We start from the raw sequence: 20108 nt of genomic DNA on the forward strand, positions 1-20108 counted from the left end.
GGTCAACGTCAACGGCGGGGCCATCGCGCTCGGCCACCCGCTCGGCGCGACCGGCGCGATGATCCTCGGCACCGTCATCGACGAACTGGAGCGCCGCGACCAGCAGTTCGGCCTGGTCACCCTCTGCGTCGGCGGCGGCATGGGCGTCGCGACGATCGTCGAACGCATCTGACCGTTCTGCCCCGGCCACCCCTGCCTACGGAGAAGACACCGACATGACCGAGAGCACCACCATCCGCTGGGAACAGGACGAGACCGGCGTCGTCACCCTCGTCCTCGACGACCCGAACCAGTCCGCCAACACGATGAACCAGGCCTTCAAGGACTCCATCGCGGCCGTCGCCGACCGCGCCGAGGCCGAGAAGGACTCCATCCGCGGCATCATCTACACCTCCGCCAAGAAGACCTTCTTCGCCGGCGGCGACCTCAAGGACATGATCAAGGTCGGCCCGGAGAACGCCCAGGACGCCTTCGACGCCGGCAACGCCATCAAGGCCTCGCTGCGCCGCATCGAGACCCTCGGCAAGCCCGTCGTCGCCGCCATCAACGGGGCGGCCCTCGGGGGCGGTTACGAGATCGCCCTCGCCTGCCACCACCGCGTCGCCCTCGATGCCCCCGGCTCCCGCATCGGCCTGCCCGAGGTCACCCTCGGCCTGCTCCCGGCGGGCGGCGGCGTCACCCGGACCGTACGCCTCATGGGCATCGCGGACGCCCTGCTCAAGGTGCTCCTCCAGGGCACCCAGTACACCCCGCGGCGGGCCCTGGAGAACGGCCTGGTCCACGAAGTCGCCGCCACCCGCGAGGAGATGACCGAGAAGGCCCGCGCCTTCATCGACGCCCACCCGGAGTCCCAGCAGCCCTGGGACGTCAAGGGCTACCGGATCCCCGGCGGCACCCCGTCCAACCCCAAGTTCGCCGCCAACCTCCCCGCCTTCCCGGCCAACCTGAAGAAGCAGCTCGCGGGCGCGCCCATGCCCGCCCCGCGCAACATCCTCGCGGCGGCCGTCGAGGGCTCCCAGGTCGACTTCGAGACCGCCCTGACCATCGAGGCCCGGTACTTCACCGAGCTGGTCACCGGCCAGGTCTCCAAGAACATGATCCAGGCGTTCTTCTTCGATCTCCAGGCCGTCAACTCCGGCGCCAACCGGCCGGGGGGCATCCCGGAGCGCCCGGTCCGCAAGGTCGCCGTGCTCGGCGCCGGGATGATGGGCGCGGGCATCGCCTACTCCTGCGCCAGGGCCGGCATCGACGTCGTCCTCAAGGACGTCTCCGCCGAAGCGGCCGCCAAGGGCAAGGCCTACAGCGAGAAGCTGCTCGCCAAGGCGCTCTCCCGGGGCCGTACGACGGAGGCGAAGCGCGACGAGCTGCTGGCCCGGATCACCCCCACCGGCGACGCGGCCGACCTCGCGGGCTGCGACGCGGTGATCGAGGCCGTCTTCGAGGACACGGCCCTCAAGCACAAGGTGTTCCAGGAGATCCAGGACGTCATCGAGCCCGACGCCCTGCTCTGCTCCAACACCTCCACGCTTCCCATCACGGTCCTCGCCGAGGGGGTCTCACGCCCCGTCGACTTCATCGGCCTGCACTTCTTCTCCCCGGTCGACAAGATGCCGCTGGTCGAGATCATCAAGGGCGAGCGGACCGGCGACGAGGCACTGGCCCGCGCCTTCGACCTCGTACGGCGCATCAAGAAGACGCCGATCGTCGTCAACGACTCCCGCGGCTTCTTCACCTCCCGCGTCATCGGCCAGTTCATCAACGAGGGCGTCGCCATGGTCGGCGAGGGCGTCGAGCCCGCCTCGATCGAGCAGGCCGCCGCCCAGTCCGGCTACCCGGCCAAGGTGCTCTCCCTGATGGACGAGCTGACCCTGACCCTGCCCCGCAAGATCCGGAACGAGACCAGGCGGGCGGTGGAGGAGGCCGGCGGCAGCTGGCCCGGGCACCCCTCCGACGAGGTCATCGACCGCATGGTCGACGAGTTCGGCCGCACGGGGCGCAGCGGGGGAGCAGGCTTCTACGACTACGACGAGGACGGCAAGCGCGCCGGCCTCTGGCCGGGCCTGCGCGAGCACTTCACCGGCAAGGCCGACGGGGACGTCCCCTTCGAGGACATGAAGGAGCGGATGCTCTTCTCCGAGGCGCTGGACAGCGTCCGCTGCCTGGAGGAGAACGTCCTCATCTCCGTCGCGGACGCCAACATCGGCTCCATCATGGGCATCGGCTTCCCGCCGTGGACCGGCGGCGTCCTCCAGTACATCAACGGGTACGAGGGCGGCCTGCCCGGCTTCGTGGCCCGCGCCCGGGAACTCGCCGAGCGTTACGGCGACCGCTTCCTGCCGCCCGCGCTGCTGGTGGAGAAGGCGGAGAAGGGCGAGACCTTCCACGACTGATCCGTCGACAGGTCCCGCCGCGGGCCGCGCCCCCCGTCACTCGGCGGTGAACGCGGCCCGCAGCTCCTGCTTCAACGACCGCTGGAACGCCGTCACCAGCGCCTGCACCACGATCGGTTGCATATCGGCGGAGAGCGACTTCATCGCCGCCACGTGCTCCGGATCGCCCTCCCGCTCCCGATAGGGGTTCCACACCTCGTCCCGGAACAGCCGGGTCATCTCCTGGGCGGCCGAGCGGGTGTGCTCCAGCAGAACGGTCCGCGCCGCCAGGATCGTCTCGTGCGCGATCGGCACGTCCAACAGCTCCACCCCGAGCCGCAGCAGCCCCAGATCCACCCGGTACGCCCCGCCGTCCGCATCGGGCCGGACCAGCACCCCCATGGCCGCCAGCCGCTCCACATCCGCCTCCGCCAGAGCCCGCCCGGCCCGCCGCTCCAGCTCGGCACGGGAGAAGTCCTCGGTCTGGTCCGGTGCCCAGGACGCGACCAGTGCCCGGTGGATCGCCAGGTCGTGGGCGCTCAGATCGGGCGGCAGCTGTTCCAGATAGCGTTCGATCGCCGCCAGCGTCATGCCTTGCTGCTGGAGCTCCTCGATCAGCGCCAGCCGCGAGAGGTGGTCCGGCCCGTAGTGTCCCACCCTGCGGGGGCCGATGACCGGGGGCGGCAGCAGGCCCCGGGTGCTGTAGAAGCGCACGGTGCGCACGGTGACCCCGGCGCGCGCCGCCAGCTCGTCCACCGTGAGCGTCGGCTCGTCGGTCCCCGTCGCCATCGCTGCTCCTCGCCGTCGAGCCCTGGTGTCGGACAGTGCTGGTGTCTCACCAACACTGTGAAAGTCTCCGGCACCATCGCCCCGCCGTCCACCCCGGGTGCGGTGTCAGTGGCGGCCCGTACGGTGAGGCCATGTCGGAGATCACGTACGTACGGGGGGACGCCACCGCGCCGCAGGGCAAGGGCGTCAAGCTGATCGTCCACGTCTGCAACGACCTCGGCGGCTGGGGCAAGGGTTTCGTCCTGGCCCTCTCCCGCCGCTGGCCGGAGCCCGAGGCCGCCTACCGGCGCTGGCACCGGGAGCGCGCGGGCAACGGCTTCGGGCTGGGCGCGGCGCAGTTCGTGCAGGTGGGTCCCTACCTCTGGGTGGCCAACATGGTTGGCCAGCGGGGCATGCGCACCGGCAGCAAGGGAGTGCCCGTGCGCTACGAGGCGATCGACGCGGCGCTCGGCGCGGTGGCCGTCCGCGCGGGCGAGCTGGGGGCGTCCGTCCACATGCCCCGGATCGGCTGCGGGCTCGCGGGCGGCACGTGGGCCAGGATCGAGCCGATCATCGAGCGACGCCTGATATCGGCCGGCGTGCCGGTGACGGTGTACGACCACGGCTGACCGGGCCGTCGGCGGCCCGCCGTCTCCGCTCCCTCGTCCCCGAGGGATCATGGGGGGAAGGGGGCGGGCAGCGCACGGCAGGCCCGCCGGGACCGCGGGAGCACCGGATGAGCAGCGCCGAGGACGTGCAGGGCCCCCGGGCCGGCGGACCGGAGGCGGCGCGGGGCCGGGACCCCGAGCCGCCCCCGCCCGGCGGGGTGCTCTGGAGCCTGTCCGGGGACATCCGGGCCCTGCTGATGCTGCCCGCCGCCCTGATGCTCCAGGTCGCCCACCCGGCCGTCGGTGCGGGCGTCGACGAACACTCCGTCTTCCGCACGGACCCCTGGGGGCGGGGCGAACGCTCGCTGCGCTCGCTCCAGCTCTGGGTCTACGGCGGCGCGGAGGCCGCCGAGGAGGGCCGCAGACTGCGGGTGCTGCACCGCACCATCCGGGGGACCGACACCCGGGGCCGCGCCTACCACGCCCTGACGCCCGCCACCTACGCCTGGGTGCACGCCACCGGCTTCCCGGTGTACCAGCACGCGGCCCGCTATCTGATCCGCCCCATGAGCCCCGCCCAGGAGCGCGCCCTGTACGCGGAGTGGCTCCGGGTCGGCCGGATCCTGGGCATCCACGACCGGGACATGCCCCGGACCATCGAGGACTTCTGGCCGTACTGGGAGAAGATGCTCGCGGGGGAGATCGAGGCGACCCCGGTCGTGCGGGAACTCGTCGCCACCGACCGGCCCGTCCCACCGCCGGACCGGGGGCCGTGGCTGTTGCGGATGGCGCTGCGGGCGCTGTGGCCGGTGCTGCTGCCGCCGCTGGCCCGCTTCCGCAGGTTCGTCACCATCGGGCTGATGCCGCCCGACGCCCGCGCGGCCATCGGCCTGCCGTGGTCCCCGGACCAGGAGAAGCGGCTGCGCCGGATGTGCGCGGTGCTGCGGGTCGTCGTCCCCGTACTCCCGGAGCGGCTGCGCTATCTGCCCCGGGCGCGAGCGGCCCGCGCCGCGTTCCGTTCCGCGGGCGGCGGCGCCCGCTCCGCCGAGGCGCGACGGAACGGCTGACGGCCCGCCGCTCCGACGCCCCGGGACAGCTCAGCGGTGGTCGTGACCCGTGGATCCCCGGCCGGCGCGATCGCCGTGATCGTGCACGCTGTTCGTCGCCGCGATCTTCTGCCAGGAGGCCGGGCGCTCGACCCGCGCCGCCGTCCGCGCCGACAGCGCGTTCCCGGCGACACCCGCGTCGGCCGCGGCCGGGGACGAGGGGCGCGACGGCTGGTAGAGCCAGGTGTCGAACAGCGCCGCGAGCGGCTTGCCCGAGACCCGCTCCGCGTACCGGACGAAGTCGCCCACGTTCGCGTTGGCGTGCGCGTGCTCGGCGGGCCAGCCCTTCAGCAGCTCGAAGAAGGTGTCGTCGCCGACCTCGTCGCGCAGTGCCTGGAGCGCCAGCGCGCCCCGGTCGTAGACGGCGATGTCGAACTGGTTGTCCGGGCCCGGATCGCCCGGCCTCACCTTCCAGAACGGGTCGTCGGCCGGGTGCTGGGCGTACGTGTAGTCGGCCAGCTCCCGCGCGGTGCCCTCGCCCTCCTTCTCCGACCAGAGCCACTGGCTGTAGCGGGCGAAGCCCTCGTTGATCCAGATGTCCTTCCAGCCGTCGACCGACACGCTGTTGCCGTACCACTGGTGCGCGATCTCGTGGACGACGACCGACACGTTGGCGCCGTTCGCGAACTGCCTGGGGCTGTAGAAGGGCCGGGTCTGGGTCTCCAGGGCGAAGCCGCTCGTCACGTTGGGCACGTATCCGCCGAGCGCGTTGTACGGGTAGGGGCCGAACACCCCGGTCAGCCACTCGGCGACCTCGGTGGTCCGCTCGACGCTCGCGCGGGCCGCACCGGCGTTGGCGCCGAGGTCCTTGCTGTAGGCGTTCAGCACCGGCAGGCCGTCGGCGGTCCTGTCGGTCGTGATGGCGAACCTGCCGACGGCGAGCGTCGTCAGATAGGTCGCCTGCGGCTTGTCGGAGCGCCAGTTGAAGCGGGTCCAGCCCAGCTTCGAACTCTGCGACCGGAGCTCTCCGTTGCTGATCGCCTGGGTGCCGTCCGGCACGGAGACCGAGATGTCGTAGGTCGCCTTGTCCAGCGGGTGGTCGTTGCTCGGGTACCACCACACGGCCGACTCCGGCTCCTGCGCCGCGACCCCGCCGTCCGGGGTCCGGGCCCACGCGGTCCAGCCGTTGATCTTCAGTTCGGACGGCTTCCCGGCGTACCGGACGACGACGGAGACGTCCTTGCCCCGGGCCAGGGGAGCCGCGGGGGTGACCTCCAGTTCGTGGTCGCCGCTCGTGGCGAACCGGGCCTTCCTGCCGTTCACCCGCACCTCGGAGACGTCGAGTCCGAAGTCGAGGTTGAAGCGGGACAGCTCCTGCGTGGTGGTGGCGAGGATCGTCGCCGTGCCCTCCAGTAGGTCGGTCGTGGGCTGGTACTTCAGCCGCAGGTCGTAGTGGGAGACGTCGTAGCCGCCGTTTCCGGCGGCCGGGTAGTAGGGGTCGCCGATTCCCGGGGCGCCGACGGTGCCCGGTGAGGCCACTGCCGGGATCGCCAGCAGAAGGGTGGCGGCCAGTGCGCTGGGGACGATGAATCTGCGGTGCACGCACACTCCACATGGTCGGGTCGGATGTTCTTCCGACCGGTCGTCACGAGGCTATGCACGGGGCGGAGCAGGACGGGCCGTTCCTGGTGCCCCTGTCACACGATCGCCATTCCGTCGTCACGGACATCCCCCGCGACAGCGGTGATCGACCCCTGTTGCCCGGGAGTTGACCGGGGTAACGTCCGCACATTGCCGACAGCCGGACGGGCGTCACGGCGCCCGCCCCCCCCATGTTCCGGAGGCCGCTGATGACCCCTCGCATCGCTCGTGCGCTCCGCATGCTCAGCCCGCACCCCTGGCTCGCGCCGGTCCCGGCCCCCGCCGGGCCGATGCCCGTGCCCGCGCGCCGCGGGGCGAAGGCGGTGCGCCGGACGGCGGTGGCCGCGGCGCTCGCCGGCCTGGCCCTCCCGTTCGCCATCGCACCCGCCGAGGCCGCGCACCGCCCGCCGCGCACCGGGTTCGAGACGAGCGAGGGGGCCCGCTGGACCGGTGAGGCGGAGGAGCGGTCCTTCCTCGCGGCGGTGGACCGGGAGAGCGACCGGGTCTCCGTGGAGCGCGTCGGCACGACCGGTCAGGGCCGCCCGCTGCGGCTCGTCCGCGTCGGCCGGGAACACCCCGGGGCCACCACGGTGCTCCTGATCTGCAGCCAGCACGGGGACGAGCCCGCCGGACGCGAGGCCTGTCTGACCACCCTCCGCGACCTGGCGTTCGCCGAGGACCGGGCGACCCGCGCCTTCCTGGCCCGTACGACCCTGCTGGTGCTGCCCACGGCCAACCCCGACGGACGCGCCGCCGACACCCGCGGCAACGCCGACGGGGTCGACGTCAACCGCGACCACATCGCCCTGGAGACCGCCGAGGCGCGGGCCGTCGCCGCCGTCGTACGCGACGAACGGCCCCACGTGATCTACGACTTGCACGAGTACGGCGCGACCCCGCCGTACTACGACAAGGACCTGTTCGCCTTGTGGCCGCGCAACCTCAACGTCGACGACCGCGTCCACGACGTCTCGCACACCCTCTCCGAGCGGTACGTCCGCCCCGCCGCGACGGCGGGCGGTTACAGCAGCGGCCACTACGGCATCTGGACCGACCCGGCCACCGGCGAACCGGTCAAGCAGGTCGCCGGAGACGGCCAGGAGCGGATCCTGCGCAACACCTCCGGCCTCAAGCATGCCGTGGGACTGCTCATCGAGTCCCGGATCGACGCCCTGAGCGACGCGGAGAAGGCGGATCAGGCGCTCAACCACCGGCGCCGGGTCGAGTCCCAGAAGACCGCGCTCGGCGGCCTCTTCACCTTCACCGACGAGCAGCGCGCCCGGCTCCGGACGGCCACCGCCCTCGCGCGCCTCACCGGCCTCGCCGACCGGGGGCCCGTGTACCTCGGCGGCGCCGACAACGACCCGGCCGAGCCCGCCGAGGTCCTCGCCGACCCGCCGTGCGGCTACCGGCTGGACGCGGCCCAGTACGCGGCGGTCAAGGACGAGCTGGCCCTGCACGGTGTCACGGTCCGACCGGAGGCGAGTGGCGCGTTTGTGCCCTTGCGTCAGTCGGCTCGGCGACTGATTCCGCTGCTCCTCGATCAGCGGGCGACATATCACCTCACAAACGGTCAAGCTAGAACTGCTTGTTGATCCTTCGAGATCCGGGGCAGGTGTGGTACTGCCTACGGAGAGCGTTTTTCAGACTCGGTGAAAGGTGCCATTAGTGTCCCAGGACGACCAGACGACGGACGGGCGGGAAGCGCTGTCTGTCACGGCTGACCTTCCACCCGAACCGGTCAGCGCCAGGACCCCCACCACCGACCGGGTGGTGTTCGGCGTCGCCGCCGTCCTCACGCTCGCCTTCGTCGTATGGGGGGCGACCGCCACCGATTCCCTGGAGAGCGTCTCCAGCAATCTGCTCGACGGGCTGATCCACAACGGCGGCTGGGCCTTCATGCTCGCCGCCACCGGCTTCGTCGTCTTCGCGCTGTGGCTGGCCATCAGCCGGTACGGCAAGATCTGCCTGGGTCAGGAGGGCGAGGAACCGGAGTTCCGGACCATCTCCTGGGTCGCGATGATGTTCAGCGCCGGAATGGGCATCGGCCTGATGTTCTACGGGGTGAGCGAACCGCTCGCCCACTTCCGTACCCCGCCGCCCGGCACCGACCCCGCCGACGCGGCCGAGGCCATGCAGACGGCGATGGCCACCACGCTGTTCCACTGGACGCTGCACCCCTGGGCCATCTACGCGGTCGTCGGGCTCGCCATCGCCTACAGCGCCTACCGGCGACGCCGGCGGCAGACGATCAGCGCCGTGTTCGTGCCGCTGATCGGGGAGCGGCACGCCTACGGCGGTTTCGGCCGGTTCATCGACATCCTGGCGATCTTCGCCACGCTGTTCGGCTCCGCCGCCTCCCTCGGTCTCGGGGCGCTCCAGATCGGCAGCGGCTTCCAGGAGCTGAACTGGATGGAGAAGACCGGCACCGGTCTCCTCATCGCGATCATCGCCGTCCTGACGGTCTGCTTCGTCCTCTCCGCGGTGTCCGGTGTGGAGAAGGGCATCCAGTGGCTCTCCAACACCAACATGGTGCTGGCGCTGCTCCTCGTCCTGTTCGTGTTCGTCGCCGGACCCACGATCTTCGTGCTGGACCTCCTGCCCACGTCCCTCGGCGCCTATGTGAGCGATCTGGGACAGCTCGTGGGCCGCACGGAGGCGACCGGCGGCGGTGACGTGGCCGACTGGCTCGGCAGCTGGACGGTCTTCTACTGGGCCTGGTGGATCTCCTGGACGCCCTTCGTCGGCATGTTCATCGCCCGCATCAGCCGGGGCCGGACGATCCGTCAGTTCGTCGGCGGTGTCATCCTCGTGCCCAGCACCGTCAGCCTCATCTGGTTCGCCGTCTTCGGCGGCTCCGCCATGAAGCTCGACGAGGCGGGCAAGCTGGCCGGCGCGGACACTCCCGAGGCGCAACTGTTCGGCGTCCTCCAGGAGTTCCCCATCGCCACGGTGATGAGCATTCTCGTGATGATCCTGGTGGGCATCTTCTTCGTGTCCGGGGCGGACGCCGCGTCGATCGTCATGGGCACGCTCTCGCAGAAGGGCGTGCTGGAACCGGGCCGGTGGGTGGTCATCTTCTGGGGCGTCGTCACCGGCGCCGTCGCCGCGATCATGCTCCTCATCGGGGACGGTCAGGGCGATGCGCTGGCCGGGCTCCAGAACCTCACCATCCTGGTCGCCGCCCCGTTCACCATCGTGATGCTCGGCATGTGCGTGGCCCTGATGCGGGACCTGCGCAAGGACCCGCAGATCGTCCGCCAGGAGTTCGGCGTGGAGGCCGTCGAGTCCGCGGTGATCGAGGGGCACGCCAAGTACGACGGCGACTTCGAGATCCGCATCGGCCCCGGGACGACGACCGTCACGGACGAGCGCCACGGGCCGGACACCACCGGATCGGGCTCCACGGCCACGGAGAAGCGCCCCTCCGACTGACGGGCGGGCCCGCCCGCACCGGAGCCCGCGACCGCACCCAGGTCGCGGGCTCCGGTACGCCGTGTCCCGGGCCGCCGGCCGGCAGGCCCGCGCGGACCGCTTCGCGGGCCCGGTCGGTCAGCCGACCAGGGCCGCCGCCGCCCGCGCGCACCCCCAGGCCACGGTCACGCCCGCGCCGCCGTGCCCGTAGTTGTGCACCAGCAGACCGCCGCCCGGCAGCTCCTCCGTCCCGATCCGCACCCCGGCCTCCCGCGCCGGACGCAGCCCCACCCGGTGCCCGAGCACCCGGGCGCCGGCGATCTCCGGCCGGATCCGCGCGCACCGCGCCACGATCTCCCGAGCCGTGCCCGGGTCGGGCTCGGTGCGCGGATCGTCCGCCTCCGCCGTACCCCCCAGCACCAGCCGGCCCGGCTGCGGGAAGAAGTACGTCGTCGCGGCCGACGCCGGATCCGCCTCGGTGTACCACTCCTCGATCCCCGGGTTCTCCACCGCGACCAACTGCCCCCGCACCGGCCGCACCCCGGCGTCGGGCACCAGCTCGCGCGCCCCGAGCCCCGTGCAGTTCACCACCACCGGGCTCCGCTCCGCCGCCTCCGCGAACCCCGTCACCGCCCGCCGCTCCACCGCACCGCCGGCGGCCGCCAGCCGCCGCTCCAGCCACGCCAGGTGGACGGGCATGTCCAGCAGCGGCAAGGTCACCCGCAGCCCTTCGGGCACCTCCACGGCGTCCCTCAGCCCGGCCGACCAGGCGCCCAGCGCCGCGAGCCGCTCCCCGCCGTGCAGCCCCGCCACCCGCCGTACGCCGGTCTCCCGCGGGGCGCCCGACAACTCCTCGTAGACCGCCAGCGTCGCCAGCGCCCAGTCGCCCACCCGCTCGGCCGGCTCGATCCGGTACGGCCACCACAGGGCCCCCGCCACCGCCGACGTCGTCGCCCCGGCCGGATCGCGCGACCAGACCCGCACCCGCAGCCCGCGCTCCGCCAGCGTCACGGCGGTGGTCAGACCGACGACCCCGCCGCCCACCACGATCACCTCGGCCATCACGGTCACTCCTGTCCTCGGTACGGGCCCGTCGCTGCCCGGACGCTAACCGAAACCGGAAACCCGGGGCCAGGGGCGCGGGGAGACGGGCACGGAGCGGCGGCGACTAGGATCGGCACCCTGATGACTGCCACTCTCGTCGCCAAGGACCTCGCCGCCGGACACGGCGACCGCACACTCTTCGCCGGGCTCGACCTCGTCGTCGCCCCGGGGGACGTGATCGGTCTCGTCGGAGTCAACGGCGCCGGCAAATCCTCGCTGCTCCGGCTGCTCGCCGGCCTCGACCGCCCGGAGGAGGGCGAGCTGCGGCTCTCCCCGCCCACCGCCACCGTCGGCCACCTCCCGCAGGAGCCCGAGCGCCGCGACGGTGAGACGGTGTCCGCGTTCCTGGCCCGCCGCACCGGCGTGGCCGACGCCCAGCGCACGATGGACGAGGCCACCGAGGCCCTGGTCGCGGGCGCCCCGGGCGCGGACGACGCGTACTCCGAGGCCCTGGAGCGCTGGCTCGCCCTCGGTGGCGCGGACCTGGAGGAGCGGGCCGGGCAGATCGCCGCCGAACTGGGCCTGACCGTGGGCCTCGACCGGCCCATGACCGCGCTCTCCGGCGGACAGGCGGCCCGCGCCGGACTCGCCTCGCTGCTCCTCTCCCGCTACGACGTCTTCCTGCTCGACGAGCCCACCAACGACCTCGACCTCGACGGCCTGGAGCGGCTGGAGCGCTTCGTCTCCGGCCTGCGCGCGGGCACCGTCGTCATCAGCCACGACCGCGAGTTCCTGATGCGCACGGTCACCAAGGTGCTGGAGCTCGACCTCGCCCAGCAGCAGATCAACCTGTACGGCGGTGGCTACGCGGCCTACCTGGAGGAGCGGGAGACCGCCCGCAGGCACGCCCGGGAGGGCTATGAGGAGTACGCGGAGAAGAAGGCGTCCCTCGAAGCGCGCGGCCACATGCAGCGCTCCTGGATGGACAAGGGCGTCAAGAACGCCCGGCGCAAGGCCACCGACGGCGACAAGCTCGGCCGCAACGCGCGCAGTGAGGCCAGCGAGAAGCAGGCCGCGAAGGCCCGGCAGACCCAGCGCATGATCGAACGTCTCGACGTCGTCGAGGAGCCGCGCAAGGAGTGGGAGCTGCGGATGGAGATCGCCTCCGCCCCGCGCTCCGGATCCGTCGTCGCCACGCTGCGCGAGGCCCGCGTGGTGCGCGGTGGCTTCTCCTTCGGACCCGCCTCGCTCCAGATCGACTGGGCGGACCGGGTCGCCATCACCGGGGCCAACGGCGCCGGCAAGTCCACGCTGCTCGCCGCCCTGTTGGAGCGGCTGCCGCTGGACTCCGGGAGCGCCGTGCTCGGTTCGGGCGTCGTCGTCGGCGAAGTGGACCAGGCCCGCAAGCTGTTCCTCGGCGCCCAGTCGCTGCTGGAGGCGTTCTGCGCGGCGGTGCCCGACACCGAACCGGCCGAAGTCCGCACCCTGCTGGCCAAGTTCGGCCTCCGCGCCGACCATGTGACGCGCCCGGCGACCAGCCTGTCCCCGGGGGAGCGCACCCGCGCCGCCCTCGCCCTGCTCCAGGGCAGGGGAGTCAACCTCCTGGTGCTCGACGAGCCGACGAACCACCTGGACCTGCCCGCCATCGAGCAGTTGGAGGCGGCGCTGGAGACGTACCGGGGCACCCTGCTGCTGGTCACCCACGACCGGCGGATGCTGGAGGCGGTCCGCACGACCCGCCGCATCGAGGTGGCCGACGGCCAGGTCAAGGAAGTCTGAGCGGAGTCACGGGGGTGGGGCGGGCCGCACGGCCCGCCCCACCCGCCCCGTTCAGCGTCCCCGCCCGCCGCCCTGCCTCGGGTCGGTCAGCCCGGCCCGCCGCAGCGCGTCCGCCATCGCGCTGTTGGCCGGAGCCGGGGCCCCCTGGCCCTGCCGCGACCCGCCACCGCCGCGCCGGTCCCGTCCGCCGCCGCCCTGCCGGCCCTGGCCGCCACCGGAGCCCTGCCCCTGGCGCTGCTTCGGGGGACGGCCGCCCCGCTCGCCGCGGCCCTGCTGCCCGCCGCCGGAGCCGCCGCCCGCGCCGGGCTCGTCGTCGAGGCGCAGCGTCAGCGAGATCCGCTTGCGCGGTACGTCGACGTCCATGACCTTGACCTTCACGATGTCCCCGGGCTTCACCACGTCGCGCGGGTCCTTCACGAAGGTCTTCGACAGCGCCGAGACGTGGACCAGGCCGTCCTGGTGGACGCCGACGTCGACGAACGCGCCGAACGCCGCGACGTTCGTCACGACGCCCTCCAGCACCATGCCCGGCTCCAGGTCGCCGAGCTTCTCGACGCCCTCCTTGAAGGTCGCCGTTCGGAAAGCGGGCCGGGGGTCGCGCCCCGGCTTCTCCAGCTCCTTGAGGATGTCCGTCACGGTCGGCAGCCCGAACATGTCGTCCACGAAGTCCGCCGCGCGCAGTGCCCGCAGGGCGTCCGTGTTGCCGATCAGCGAGGCCACCTCGCCCCCCGCCGTCCTCCCCATCCGCCGCACCACCGGATAGGCCTCGGGGTGCACGCTGGAGCCGTCCAGGGGGTCGTCGCCGCCCCGGATCCGCAGGAAGCCCGCACACTGCTCGTACGCCTTCGGGCCGAGCCGCGCCACGTCCTTGAGGGCCTTGCGGGACCGGAAGGGGCCGTTGGCGTCCCGGTGCGCGACGATGTTCTCGGCGAGCCCCGAGCTGATGCCCGACACCCGGGAGAGCAGCGGCGCGGAGGCGGTGTTGACGTCCACGCCGACCCCGTTCACACAGTCCTCGACGACCGCGTCCAGCGAACGCGACAGCTTCACCTCGGACAGGTCGTGCTGGTACTGGCCGACGCCGATCGACTTCGGGTCGATCTTCACCAGCTCGGCCAGCGGGTCCTGGAGCCGCCGCGCGATGGAGACCGCTCCGCGCAACGACACATCCATGTCGGGCAGTTCCTGCGAGGCGAACGCGGAGGCGGAGTAGACCGAGGCGCCCGCCTCCGAGACCATCACCTTGGTGAGCTTCAACTCCGGGTGCTTGTCGATCAGTTCACCGGCGAGCTTGTCCGTCTCACGGGACGCGGTGCCGTTGCCGATCGCGATCAGGTCGACCGCGTGCTCCTTCGCGAGGTGCGCGAGCTTCGCCAGCGCCTGGTCCCACCTGTTCGCGGGCACGTGCGGGTGGATCACATCGGTGGCCACCACCTTGCCGGTGGCGTCGACGACCGCGACCTTCACCCCCGTACGGAAACCGGGGTCCAGGCCCAGCGTGGCGCGGGTACCGGCCGGGGCGGCGAGCAGAAGGTCGCGCAGGTTCGAGGCGAAGACCCGCACCGCCTCGTCCTCCGCCGCCGTGCGCAGCCGCAGCCGCAGGTCGATGCCCAGGTGCACCTGGATCCGGGTCCGCCACGCCCACCGCACGGTGTCGCCCAGCCACTTGTCGCCCGGGCGGCCCCGGTCGGCGATCTCGAAACGGCGGGCGATCATGTTCTCGTACGCGGACGGGCCGGGCTTCTCGGCCGCCTCCGGCTCCTCCGGCTCCAGCACCAGGTCGAGCACGTTCTCCTTCTCGCCGCGCAGCATCGCGAGCACCCGGTGCGAGGGCAGCGCGGTGAACGGCTCGGCGAAGGCGAAGTAGTCGGCGAACTTCGCGCCCGCCTCCTCCTGGCCCTCGCGGACCTTCGCCGCGAGCCGGCCGCGCGTCCACATCCGCTCGCGCAGCTCGCCGGTCAGGTCGGCGTCCTCGGAGAACCGCTCGGTGAGGATCGACCGGGCCCCGTCCAGGGCGGCGGCCGCGTCCGCGACGCCCTTGTCGCCGTCCACGAACGCGGCGGCGGCGGCGAGCGGATCGACCGAGGGATCGCCGAGCAGACCGTCCGCCAGCGGTTCGAGCCCGGCCTCCCGGGCGATCTGCGCCTTCGTCCGCCGCTTCGGCTTGAACGGCAGGTAGATGTCCTCCAGGCGGGCCTTGGTCTCGGCGGCCCGGATGGTCGCCTCCAACGCCGCGTCGAGCTTGCCCTGTTCCCGTACGGAATCGAGGATCGCCGTACGCCGCTCCTCCAGCTCCCGCAGATACCGCAGCCGTTCCTCCAGCGTGCGCAACTGCGCATCGTCGAGGGATTCGGTCGCCTCCTTGCGGTAGCGCGCGATGAACGGCACGGTCGATCCGCCGTCGAGCAGCTCGACGGCCGCCCTGACCTGTCGCTCACGTACGCCGAGCTCCTCGGCGATCCTGCCTTCGATGGACGTCGTCACGGTTTCCCGACTCGCCTTCTCGTACTGGCTGTGCTGGTCGTGCCCGGTCGCGCCGAGCACGTTCTTGCCTGCCGGGGGTGTCTCCCCCCGGGTCTGCATTGTGCCGGGTGGCCGGGGGCCGTGTCGCGTGACCTCGGCGGACACGCCCGGAGCCGCGGCGGCGCCCGCGGCGGCTCCGGGCGGTGCGGGGTCAGCCCCGGCCGGTCGCCGAGGCCGGGAACGCCCCCGCGGCGGCGGCCGTGAAGAGGAAGCCGCGCCCCAGTTCGGTGAGCCGCTCCACACCCTCCGCGCCCAGGTGCTCGTACGGGGCGGTGTCCAGGCGGTCCGTCGCCTCCTCGATCTCCGCGCGCAGCGCCGTCCCCGCCTCGGTCAGCGCCAACTCCTCGCCGTCGGCCAGCAGTCCGCGCTCCCGCAGCCGGTCGCACCCGGCCTCCCAGTCGGTGCGCCGCCAGCCCCGGGAGGACAGGATCCAGCGGATCGCCATGCCCTTGCCGGTGGCGGTGTGGCTGACGAGCGACTCCAGCGGGTCCAGGCCGGCCGCGAGCAGGACGGCGAGGTGGGCGTCCCCCCGGTGCTCGCGCAGCAGGGTCGCGGCGTGCCAGAACGCCAGGTGCGGCTCCTCGGGAACCGGCAGATCCGCGTGCGCGGCGTACAGCGGGCGGGCGTGCGGGGTGCAGGCCTCGGTGGCGCGCAGTGCGAGCCGGGCCGCCTCCGCCATCGCGTCGGAGGCGATGACCTCCTCGCCGAGCAGCCGTCGCAGCGTCGTGTCCGCCGCCCGCAGCCGGGCCCCGAGGACCACGTCGGGAGAGGCGGTCTCCCAGACGGCGGGCACATGGCGGGCCACCAGCGCGGGATTGAAGTTGTAGAAGGTGGCGCCGACCGTCCCCGCCCCGACCGCGCCGAGCGCGGCGGCCCGGGTCGCGAAGTAGACGGCGCTCTGGTCCTCGATGCCTATCTTCGCCATCTCGGCGCCGAGGTCGGGGGAGAAGAAGAGGGAGGAGTGCAGGGGGTTGACGGCGTTGTGGCAGCGGCGCTCCGCGCGGGCCGGGAGATTACTCATACCGGCACGTTACCGACTGGTCGGTACGGCGCGGAACCCCGAGGGCGGAACGGTCTTCCCGGCAGGCCCAGCGTAAGGGGTCGGGCGGGGGCCGGGGGCGGCTGATGGCAGGAAAGGTGGGGTACCCGTCATTGCGGCCACCGTCGCCCACCGCCCAGGATGACGGGTGTGAAGCAGCGCAGCGTGCTCGTCGTCCTCTTCGACGGCGTCCAGAGTCTCGACGTCACCGGCCCGATGGAGGTCTTCGCCGGAGCCTCCCGGGCGCCGGGCGTCTCCTACGGTCTGCGGACCGCCTCGCTCGACGGGGCCCCCGTCCGGGCCACCAGCGGCCTGACGCTGATGCCGGACGGAACTCTGGCCGACGCGCCCGCCCCGCACACGCTGCTGGTGCCCGGCGGGCACGGCACCCGGGGAGCCCACCCGGAGCTGATCGGCTGGCTGCGGGAGCACGCGCCGCGCGCCGAGCGGCTCGTCTCCGTGTGCACCGGGGCGCTGCTGCTGGCCGAAGCGGGACTGCTGGACGGACACCGGGTCACCACCCACTGGAACCACTGCGAGCAGCTGGCCCGCGACCACCCGGCCGTCCGGGTCGACCCCGAACCGATCTTCGTACGCGACGGGAGGCTCGCCACCTCGGCGGGCGTCACCGCGGGCATCGACCTCGCCCTCGCGCTCGTCGAGGAGGACCACGGGCGGGACCTCGCGCTGAACATCGCCCGGCACCTCGTGGTGTTCCTGCGCCGCCCCGGCAACCAGGCCCAGTTCAGCGCCCAGCTCTCCGCCCAGACCGCCCGGAGCGAACCGCTGCGCGAGGTCCAGCACTGGATCACCCAGCACCCGGACGGCGACCTCGGGGTCGACGCCCTCGCGGCCCGCGCCCGGCTCTCGCCCCGGCACTTCGCCCGCGCGTTCCGGGCGGAGACCGGCACGACCCCGGGGCGGTACGTCGAGCGCGTCCGCCTGGAGCACGCCCGCCGGCTCCTGGAGGACACCGCCGACGGCGTCGAACGGGTGGCCCGCGCCAGTGGCTACGGCACCCCGGAAGCCATGCGCCGCGCCTTCGTGAAGACCCTCGCGACGGGCCCGGCCGAGTACCGCCGCCGCTTCCGCGGCCCGGCGCCTCGCACCTGAACCCACCGTCCGACCGCGTCACCGCAATCGAGAGGCAGCTCCCGTGCAGATCGCCGTTCTGATCTTCGACCGTTTCACCGCTCTGGACGCGGTGGGCCCGTACGAGATCCTCAGCCGTGCGCCCGGCGCCGAGCCCGTCTTCGTCGCCGAACGGACCGGCCCCGTCCGCAATGACAGCGGGAGCCTCGCGCTCGTCGCCGAGAAGACCCTCGCCGAGGTGCCCGCCCCGGACCTGGTGATCGTCCCGGGCGGCCCCGGCCAGAGCGACCAGATGGAGAACGAGGCCCTGCTCGGCTGGCTGCGCTCGGTCGACGCCACCAGCACCTGGACGACCTCCGTCTGCACCGGGTCGCTGCTGCTGGCCGCCGCCGGGCTCCTGAAGGGCAGGAGGGCCACCTCGCACTGGCTGGCGCTGGAGGCGCTGGAGCGGTTCGGCGTCGAGCCCACCGGGGAGCGCGTCGTGCTCGACGGCAAGTACGTCACCGCCGCCGGGGTCTCCTCCGGCATCGACATGGGGCTGACCCTGCTCGGCCGGATCGCGGGCGACGACGCGGCGCGCTCGGTGCAACTGCTCACGGAGTACGACCCCCGGCCGCCCTACGACTGCGGTTCGCCGGAGAAGGCCCCCGCGGCCCTGGTCGAGGAGTGGCGGGCCAGGAGCCGCCACATCACCCGGTAGCGCCCGGGGTCCAGGTGAACCGCGGCGCACGCCGCTCCAGGAAGGCGGCGACGCCCTCCGCGGTGTCGCCGCCGCCCCGCGCCTCGGCGGCCCAGTGGGCGTCCCGGTCCGTCCGGCCCGTGGCGAACTCCTTCGCCGCGGCCTGCGTGAGCAGGGACCGGGACGCCAGGACCCCCGCGTACTCCTCGACCCGCCCGTCGAGTCCGCCCGCGGGCAGCACCTCGTCGACCAGCCCGGTGCGCAGCGCCCGTTCCGTGCCGATCAGCTCGCCGGAGAACAGCAGGTGCTTGGCCGTGGCCGGGCCGACGAGGGAGACCAGCCGCCGGGTCGAGGAGGAGGGGTAGACGATGCCGAGCTTGGCCGGGGTGACCCCGAAGGAGGCCCCCTCCTCCGCGAACCGCAGATCGCAGGCCGCCGCGAGCTGACCGCCGCCGCCCACGCAGTAGCCGCGCACCGCGGCGAGCGTCGGCAGGGGGAACGCGGCGAGCGCTTCCTCGGCCGCCACGGCCAGCCCCTGGGCGGTCTCCGCGCCCTCCCGCAGCGCGGAGATGTCGGCGCCGGCGCAGAAGGTGTTCCCGGCCCCGGTCAGCACCAGCGCCCGCACCGATGGATCGGCCGCGAGGCGCTCCAGCAGCTCCGGCAGACTCCGCCACATCGCGGTGGTCATCGCGTTGCGCTTGGCCGGGTTCGCGATCACGACCGTGGCGACGCCGCGCTCGACGGAGGTGATCAGGCGGGGTTCCGTGGGCTCCATGCGCCGGATGCTATCCGGAGGGTTCGAACCTATGATCAAGAAGGGGTCGCGGGGCGGGCACGCACCGTAAGGAGTCGTCGATGAACGAATCCACCGCCGAGGGCCGGAAGCTCAGCCGAGGTTTCGGCTGGCTCGTGCTGCTCGGCACACTCCTGGTGATCGCGGGCGTCATCGGCCTCGTCTACACCGGCGTCGCCACGCTCACCTCCATGCTGCTTTTCGGGTGGCTGCTGCTCGTCGGCGGCCTGGTCGGGCTGCTGCACGCGATCGAGTCACGGGGGACGAACTACTTCTGGCTGGCCGTGGTGGTCGCGGCCCTCAACATCGCCGCGGGCGTCGTCGTCATCAAGCACCCCGAGGGCACGGCCGAGGCGCTGACCATGTTCGCCGCCCTGCTCTTCCTGACCGGCGGGGTCTTCCGGCTGGTCGGCAGCGTCGTCGTGCGCGGCCCGCAGATGGGCTGGACGCTGCTCCAGGGAGCCTTCGGGCTGCTGCTGGGCCTGCTGGTGCTGTTCGACTGGCCGCACAGCAGCCTCTACGTCCTCGGCTGCTTCTTCTCGCTGGCGCTGCTGTTCGACGGCCTCGGCCTGATCGCCATCGGCGTGGGCGGCCGGCGCATCGTCAGCATGGTCTCGGAGCGGTTCGACGAAACTGCCCCGACCCCGGACAAGCCGATCAAGTCACCAGAAGACGAACGGAAGTAGTCCCTGGGCCGCCAAGGTGACGCATGTTTGGTCAAACAGCGCCGATACCTGGCTACTTCCGATCAGTGACACGGTCCGGAGCAGACCATTCCCAACACTCTTTACTCGACGGTCAGTGCAGTGCGAGTGAGAGCTGGTGCCGGACGATGGAGAGCCTCGGGAGTGCCCCCGCCGACCCCGTGTCGTACGAGGGGGTGTGGCGCTTCACCGCCTCCGCCGTGGACGCGTCCGTGCCGAGCGCCCGGCACGCCGTACGCGACCTCCTCGACCGGCAGGGCGTGCCGATCGAGGACGACATCCTCCAGGGGCTCCTGCTGATCGTCTCGGAGCTGGTCACCAACGCCGTCAAGCACGCGGCGCTCCTCTCGCCCGAGCTGGCCGTGGAGGTGGCCATCGCCGCCGACTGGGTCAGGGTCTCGGTCGAGGACAACCACCCGTACCGGCCCACCGCGCTGGAGACGGACTACGCGCAGACCGGCGGCCGGGGCCTGCTGCTGGTCAAGGTGATCACCGAGGAGGCCGGCGGCACCTGCGACGTCGAGCACACCGCCGGCGGCGGGAAGATCATCTGGGCGGCGCTGCCGTTGAAGACGCAGCTCTGACCGCCCCGTACGGACACGAGCGGGG

16 protein-coding genes and 1 pseudogene are annotated in these 20108 nt (G+C 72.7%); 11 read left to right on the plus strand and 6 right to left on the minus strand.

Annotated features, from left to right (window positions below):
• A pseudogene (locus DTB53_RS19925) lies at positions 1 to 172 on the plus strand (acetyl-CoA C-acyltransferase); the annotation flags it as partial.
• Between the two features lie 43 nt (positions 173 to 215).
• Complete coding sequence (locus tag DTB53_RS19930; RefSeq protein WP_003964882.1) at positions 216 to 2390, plus strand: 3-hydroxyacyl-CoA dehydrogenase NAD-binding domain-containing protein; 2175 nt, start codon at positions 216 to 218, stop codon at positions 2388 to 2390.
• 36 nt (positions 2391 to 2426) lie between these two features.
• Here the strand turns inward: DTB53_RS19930 and DTB53_RS19935 are convergent, their stop codons facing one another.
• The gene (locus DTB53_RS19935) at positions 2427 to 3158 is read right to left on the minus strand and encodes a MerR family transcriptional regulator (RefSeq protein ID WP_012378227.1); all 732 of its coding nucleotides are present in this window, start codon (positions 3156 to 3158) and stop codon (positions 2427 to 2429) included.
• Between the two features lie 131 nt (positions 3159 to 3289).
• On the opposite strand from DTB53_RS19935, the gene DTB53_RS19940 reads away from it, so the two are divergent.
• Positions 3290 to 3766 (plus strand): macro domain-containing protein, encoded by a 477-nt coding sequence (locus DTB53_RS19940; RefSeq protein WP_012378226.1) that lies wholly within the window; start codon positions 3290 to 3292, stop codon positions 3764 to 3766.
• Between the two features lie 107 nt (positions 3767 to 3873).
• Positions 3874 to 4812 (plus strand): oxygenase MpaB family protein, encoded by a 939-nt coding sequence (locus tag DTB53_RS19945; RefSeq protein ID WP_012378225.1) that lies wholly within the window; start codon positions 3874 to 3876, stop codon positions 4810 to 4812.
• A gap of 30 nt (positions 4813 to 4842) precedes the next feature.
• Here DTB53_RS19945 and DTB53_RS19950 read toward each other — a convergent pair whose 3' ends face one another.
• The gene (locus DTB53_RS19950; protein ID WP_012378224.1) at positions 4843 to 6393 is read right to left on the minus strand and encodes a M1 family metallopeptidase; all 1551 of its coding nucleotides are present in this window, start codon (positions 6391 to 6393) and stop codon (positions 4843 to 4845) included.
• 248 nt (positions 6394 to 6641) lie between these two features.
• Here DTB53_RS19950 and DTB53_RS19955 point away from each other — a divergent pair, with 248 nt between their 5' ends.
• Together DTB53_RS19955 and DTB53_RS19960 are read left to right on the plus strand one after the other, a co-directional pair.
• Positions 6642 to 8027: a M14 family metallopeptidase gene (locus DTB53_RS19955; RefSeq protein ID WP_042495646.1), complete on the plus strand. Its 1386-nt coding sequence runs from the start codon at positions 6642 to 6644 to the stop codon at positions 8025 to 8027.
• Between the two features lie 73 nt (positions 8028 to 8100).
• Positions 8101 to 9867 carry a BCCT family transporter gene (locus tag DTB53_RS19960; RefSeq protein WP_042495644.1) on the plus strand — a complete coding sequence of 589 codons (1767 nt, stop codon included), beginning with the start codon at positions 8101 to 8103 and terminating at the stop codon, positions 9865 to 9867.
• Between the two features lie 117 nt (positions 9868 to 9984).
• Here the strand turns inward: DTB53_RS19960 and DTB53_RS19965 are convergent, their stop codons facing one another.
• A complete protein-coding gene (locus DTB53_RS19965; protein ID WP_003964876.1) occupies positions 9985 to 10908 on the minus strand; it encodes an FAD-dependent oxidoreductase in 924 nt (307 codons plus the stop codon).
• Between the two features lie 123 nt (positions 10909 to 11031).
• On the opposite strand from DTB53_RS19965, the gene DTB53_RS19970 reads away from it, so the two are divergent.
• Positions 11032 to 12669 (plus strand): ABC-F family ATP-binding cassette domain-containing protein, encoded by a 1638-nt coding sequence (locus tag DTB53_RS19970; protein ID WP_012378220.1) that lies wholly within the window; start codon positions 11032 to 11034, stop codon positions 12667 to 12669.
• 51 nt (positions 12670 to 12720) lie between these two features.
• Here DTB53_RS19970 and DTB53_RS19975 read toward each other — a convergent pair whose 3' ends face one another.
• Both DTB53_RS19975 and DTB53_RS19980 read right to left on the minus strand, forming a co-directional pair.
• The gene (locus DTB53_RS19975; RefSeq protein ID WP_042498175.1) at positions 12721 to 15153 is read right to left on the minus strand and encodes a Tex family protein; all 2433 of its coding nucleotides are present in this window, start codon (positions 15151 to 15153) and stop codon (positions 12721 to 12723) included.
• 190 nt (positions 15154 to 15343) lie between these two features.
• Positions 15344 to 16213 carry an SCO6745 family protein gene (locus DTB53_RS19980; protein ID WP_012378218.1) on the minus strand — a complete coding sequence of 290 codons (870 nt, stop codon included), beginning with the start codon at positions 16211 to 16213 and terminating at the stop codon, positions 15344 to 15346.
• Positions 16214 to 16381: 168 nt separating this feature from the next.
• Between DTB53_RS19980 and DTB53_RS19985 the strand changes: the two genes are divergently transcribed.
• Together DTB53_RS19985 and DTB53_RS19990 are read left to right on the plus strand one after the other, a co-directional pair.
• A complete protein-coding gene (locus tag DTB53_RS19985) occupies positions 16382 to 17344 on the plus strand; it encodes a GlxA family transcriptional regulator (protein WP_042495640.1) in 963 nt (320 codons plus the stop codon).
• 43 nt (positions 17345 to 17387) lie between these two features.
• The gene (locus DTB53_RS19990) at positions 17388 to 18023 is read left to right on the plus strand and encodes a DJ-1/PfpI family protein (RefSeq protein ID WP_012378216.1); all 636 of its coding nucleotides are present in this window, start codon (positions 17388 to 17390) and stop codon (positions 18021 to 18023) included.
• Here DTB53_RS19990 and DTB53_RS19995 read toward each other — a convergent pair.
• Entirely contained in the window at positions 18013 to 18777 is a 765-nt protein-coding gene (locus DTB53_RS19995) for an enoyl-CoA hydratase/isomerase family protein (protein ID WP_012378215.1), read from the minus strand. The genes DTB53_RS19990 and DTB53_RS19995 overlap by 11 nt on opposite strands.
• Before the next feature lie 80 nt (positions 18778 to 18857).
• Here DTB53_RS19995 and DTB53_RS20000 point away from each other — a divergent pair, with 80 nt between their 5' ends.
• Together DTB53_RS20000 and DTB53_RS20005 are read left to right on the plus strand one after the other, a co-directional pair.
• Positions 18858 to 19481 carry an HdeD family acid-resistance protein gene (locus DTB53_RS20000; RefSeq protein ID WP_012378214.1) on the plus strand — a complete coding sequence of 208 codons (624 nt, stop codon included), beginning with the start codon at positions 18858 to 18860 and terminating at the stop codon, positions 19479 to 19481.
• 146 nt (positions 19482 to 19627) lie between these two features.
• Positions 19628 to 20083, plus strand: coding sequence for an ATP-binding protein (locus DTB53_RS20005; protein WP_003964868.1), 456 nt, complete (start codon positions 19628 to 19630; stop codon positions 20081 to 20083).
• Positions 20084 to 20108: the final 25 nt, after the last annotated feature.

Source organism: Streptomyces griseus, assembly GCF_900460065.1.
In the GTDB taxonomy this organism is placed as follows: Bacteria; Actinomycetota; Actinomycetes; order Streptomycetales; family Streptomycetaceae; genus Streptomyces; species Streptomyces griseus.

What these genes read in the sequence shown, in the direction of transcription:
- DTB53_RS19930 (WP_003964882.1), top strand. Translation starts at nt 216, where the DNA reads ATGACCGAGAGCACCACCATCCGCTGGGAACAGGACGAGACCGGCGTC.
- DTB53_RS19935 (WP_012378227.1), bottom strand. Translation starts at nt 3,158, where the DNA reads ATGGCGACGGGGACCGACGAGCCGACGCTCACGGTGGACGAGCTGGCG.
- DTB53_RS19940 (WP_012378226.1), top strand. Translation starts at nt 3,290, where the DNA reads ATGTCGGAGATCACGTACGTACGGGGGGACGCCACCGCGCCGCAGGGC.
- DTB53_RS19945 (WP_012378225.1), top strand. Translation starts at nt 3,874, where the DNA reads ATGAGCAGCGCCGAGGACGTGCAGGGCCCCCGGGCCGGCGGACCGGAG.
- DTB53_RS19955 (WP_042495646.1), top strand. Translation starts at nt 6,642, where the DNA reads ATGACCCCTCGCATCGCTCGTGCGCTCCGCATGCTCAGCCCGCACCCC.
- DTB53_RS19965 (WP_003964876.1), bottom strand. Translation starts at nt 10,908, where the DNA reads ATGGCCGAGGTGATCGTGGTGGGCGGCGGGGTCGTCGGTCTGACCACC.
- DTB53_RS19970 (WP_012378220.1), top strand. Translation starts at nt 11,032, where the DNA reads ATGACTGCCACTCTCGTCGCCAAGGACCTCGCCGCCGGACACGGCGAC.
- DTB53_RS19980 (WP_012378218.1), bottom strand. Translation starts at nt 16,213, where the DNA reads ATGAGTAATCTCCCGGCCCGCGCGGAGCGCCGCTGCCACAACGCCGTC.
- DTB53_RS19995 (WP_012378215.1), bottom strand. Translation starts at nt 18,777, where the DNA reads ATGGAGCCCACGGAACCCCGCCTGATCACCTCCGTCGAGCGCGGCGTC.
- DTB53_RS20000 (WP_012378214.1), top strand. Translation starts at nt 18,858, where the DNA reads ATGAACGAATCCACCGCCGAGGGCCGGAAGCTCAGCCGAGGTTTCGGC.
- DTB53_RS20005 (WP_003964868.1), top strand. Translation starts at nt 19,628, where the DNA reads ATGGAGAGCCTCGGGAGTGCCCCCGCCGACCCCGTGTCGTACGAGGGG.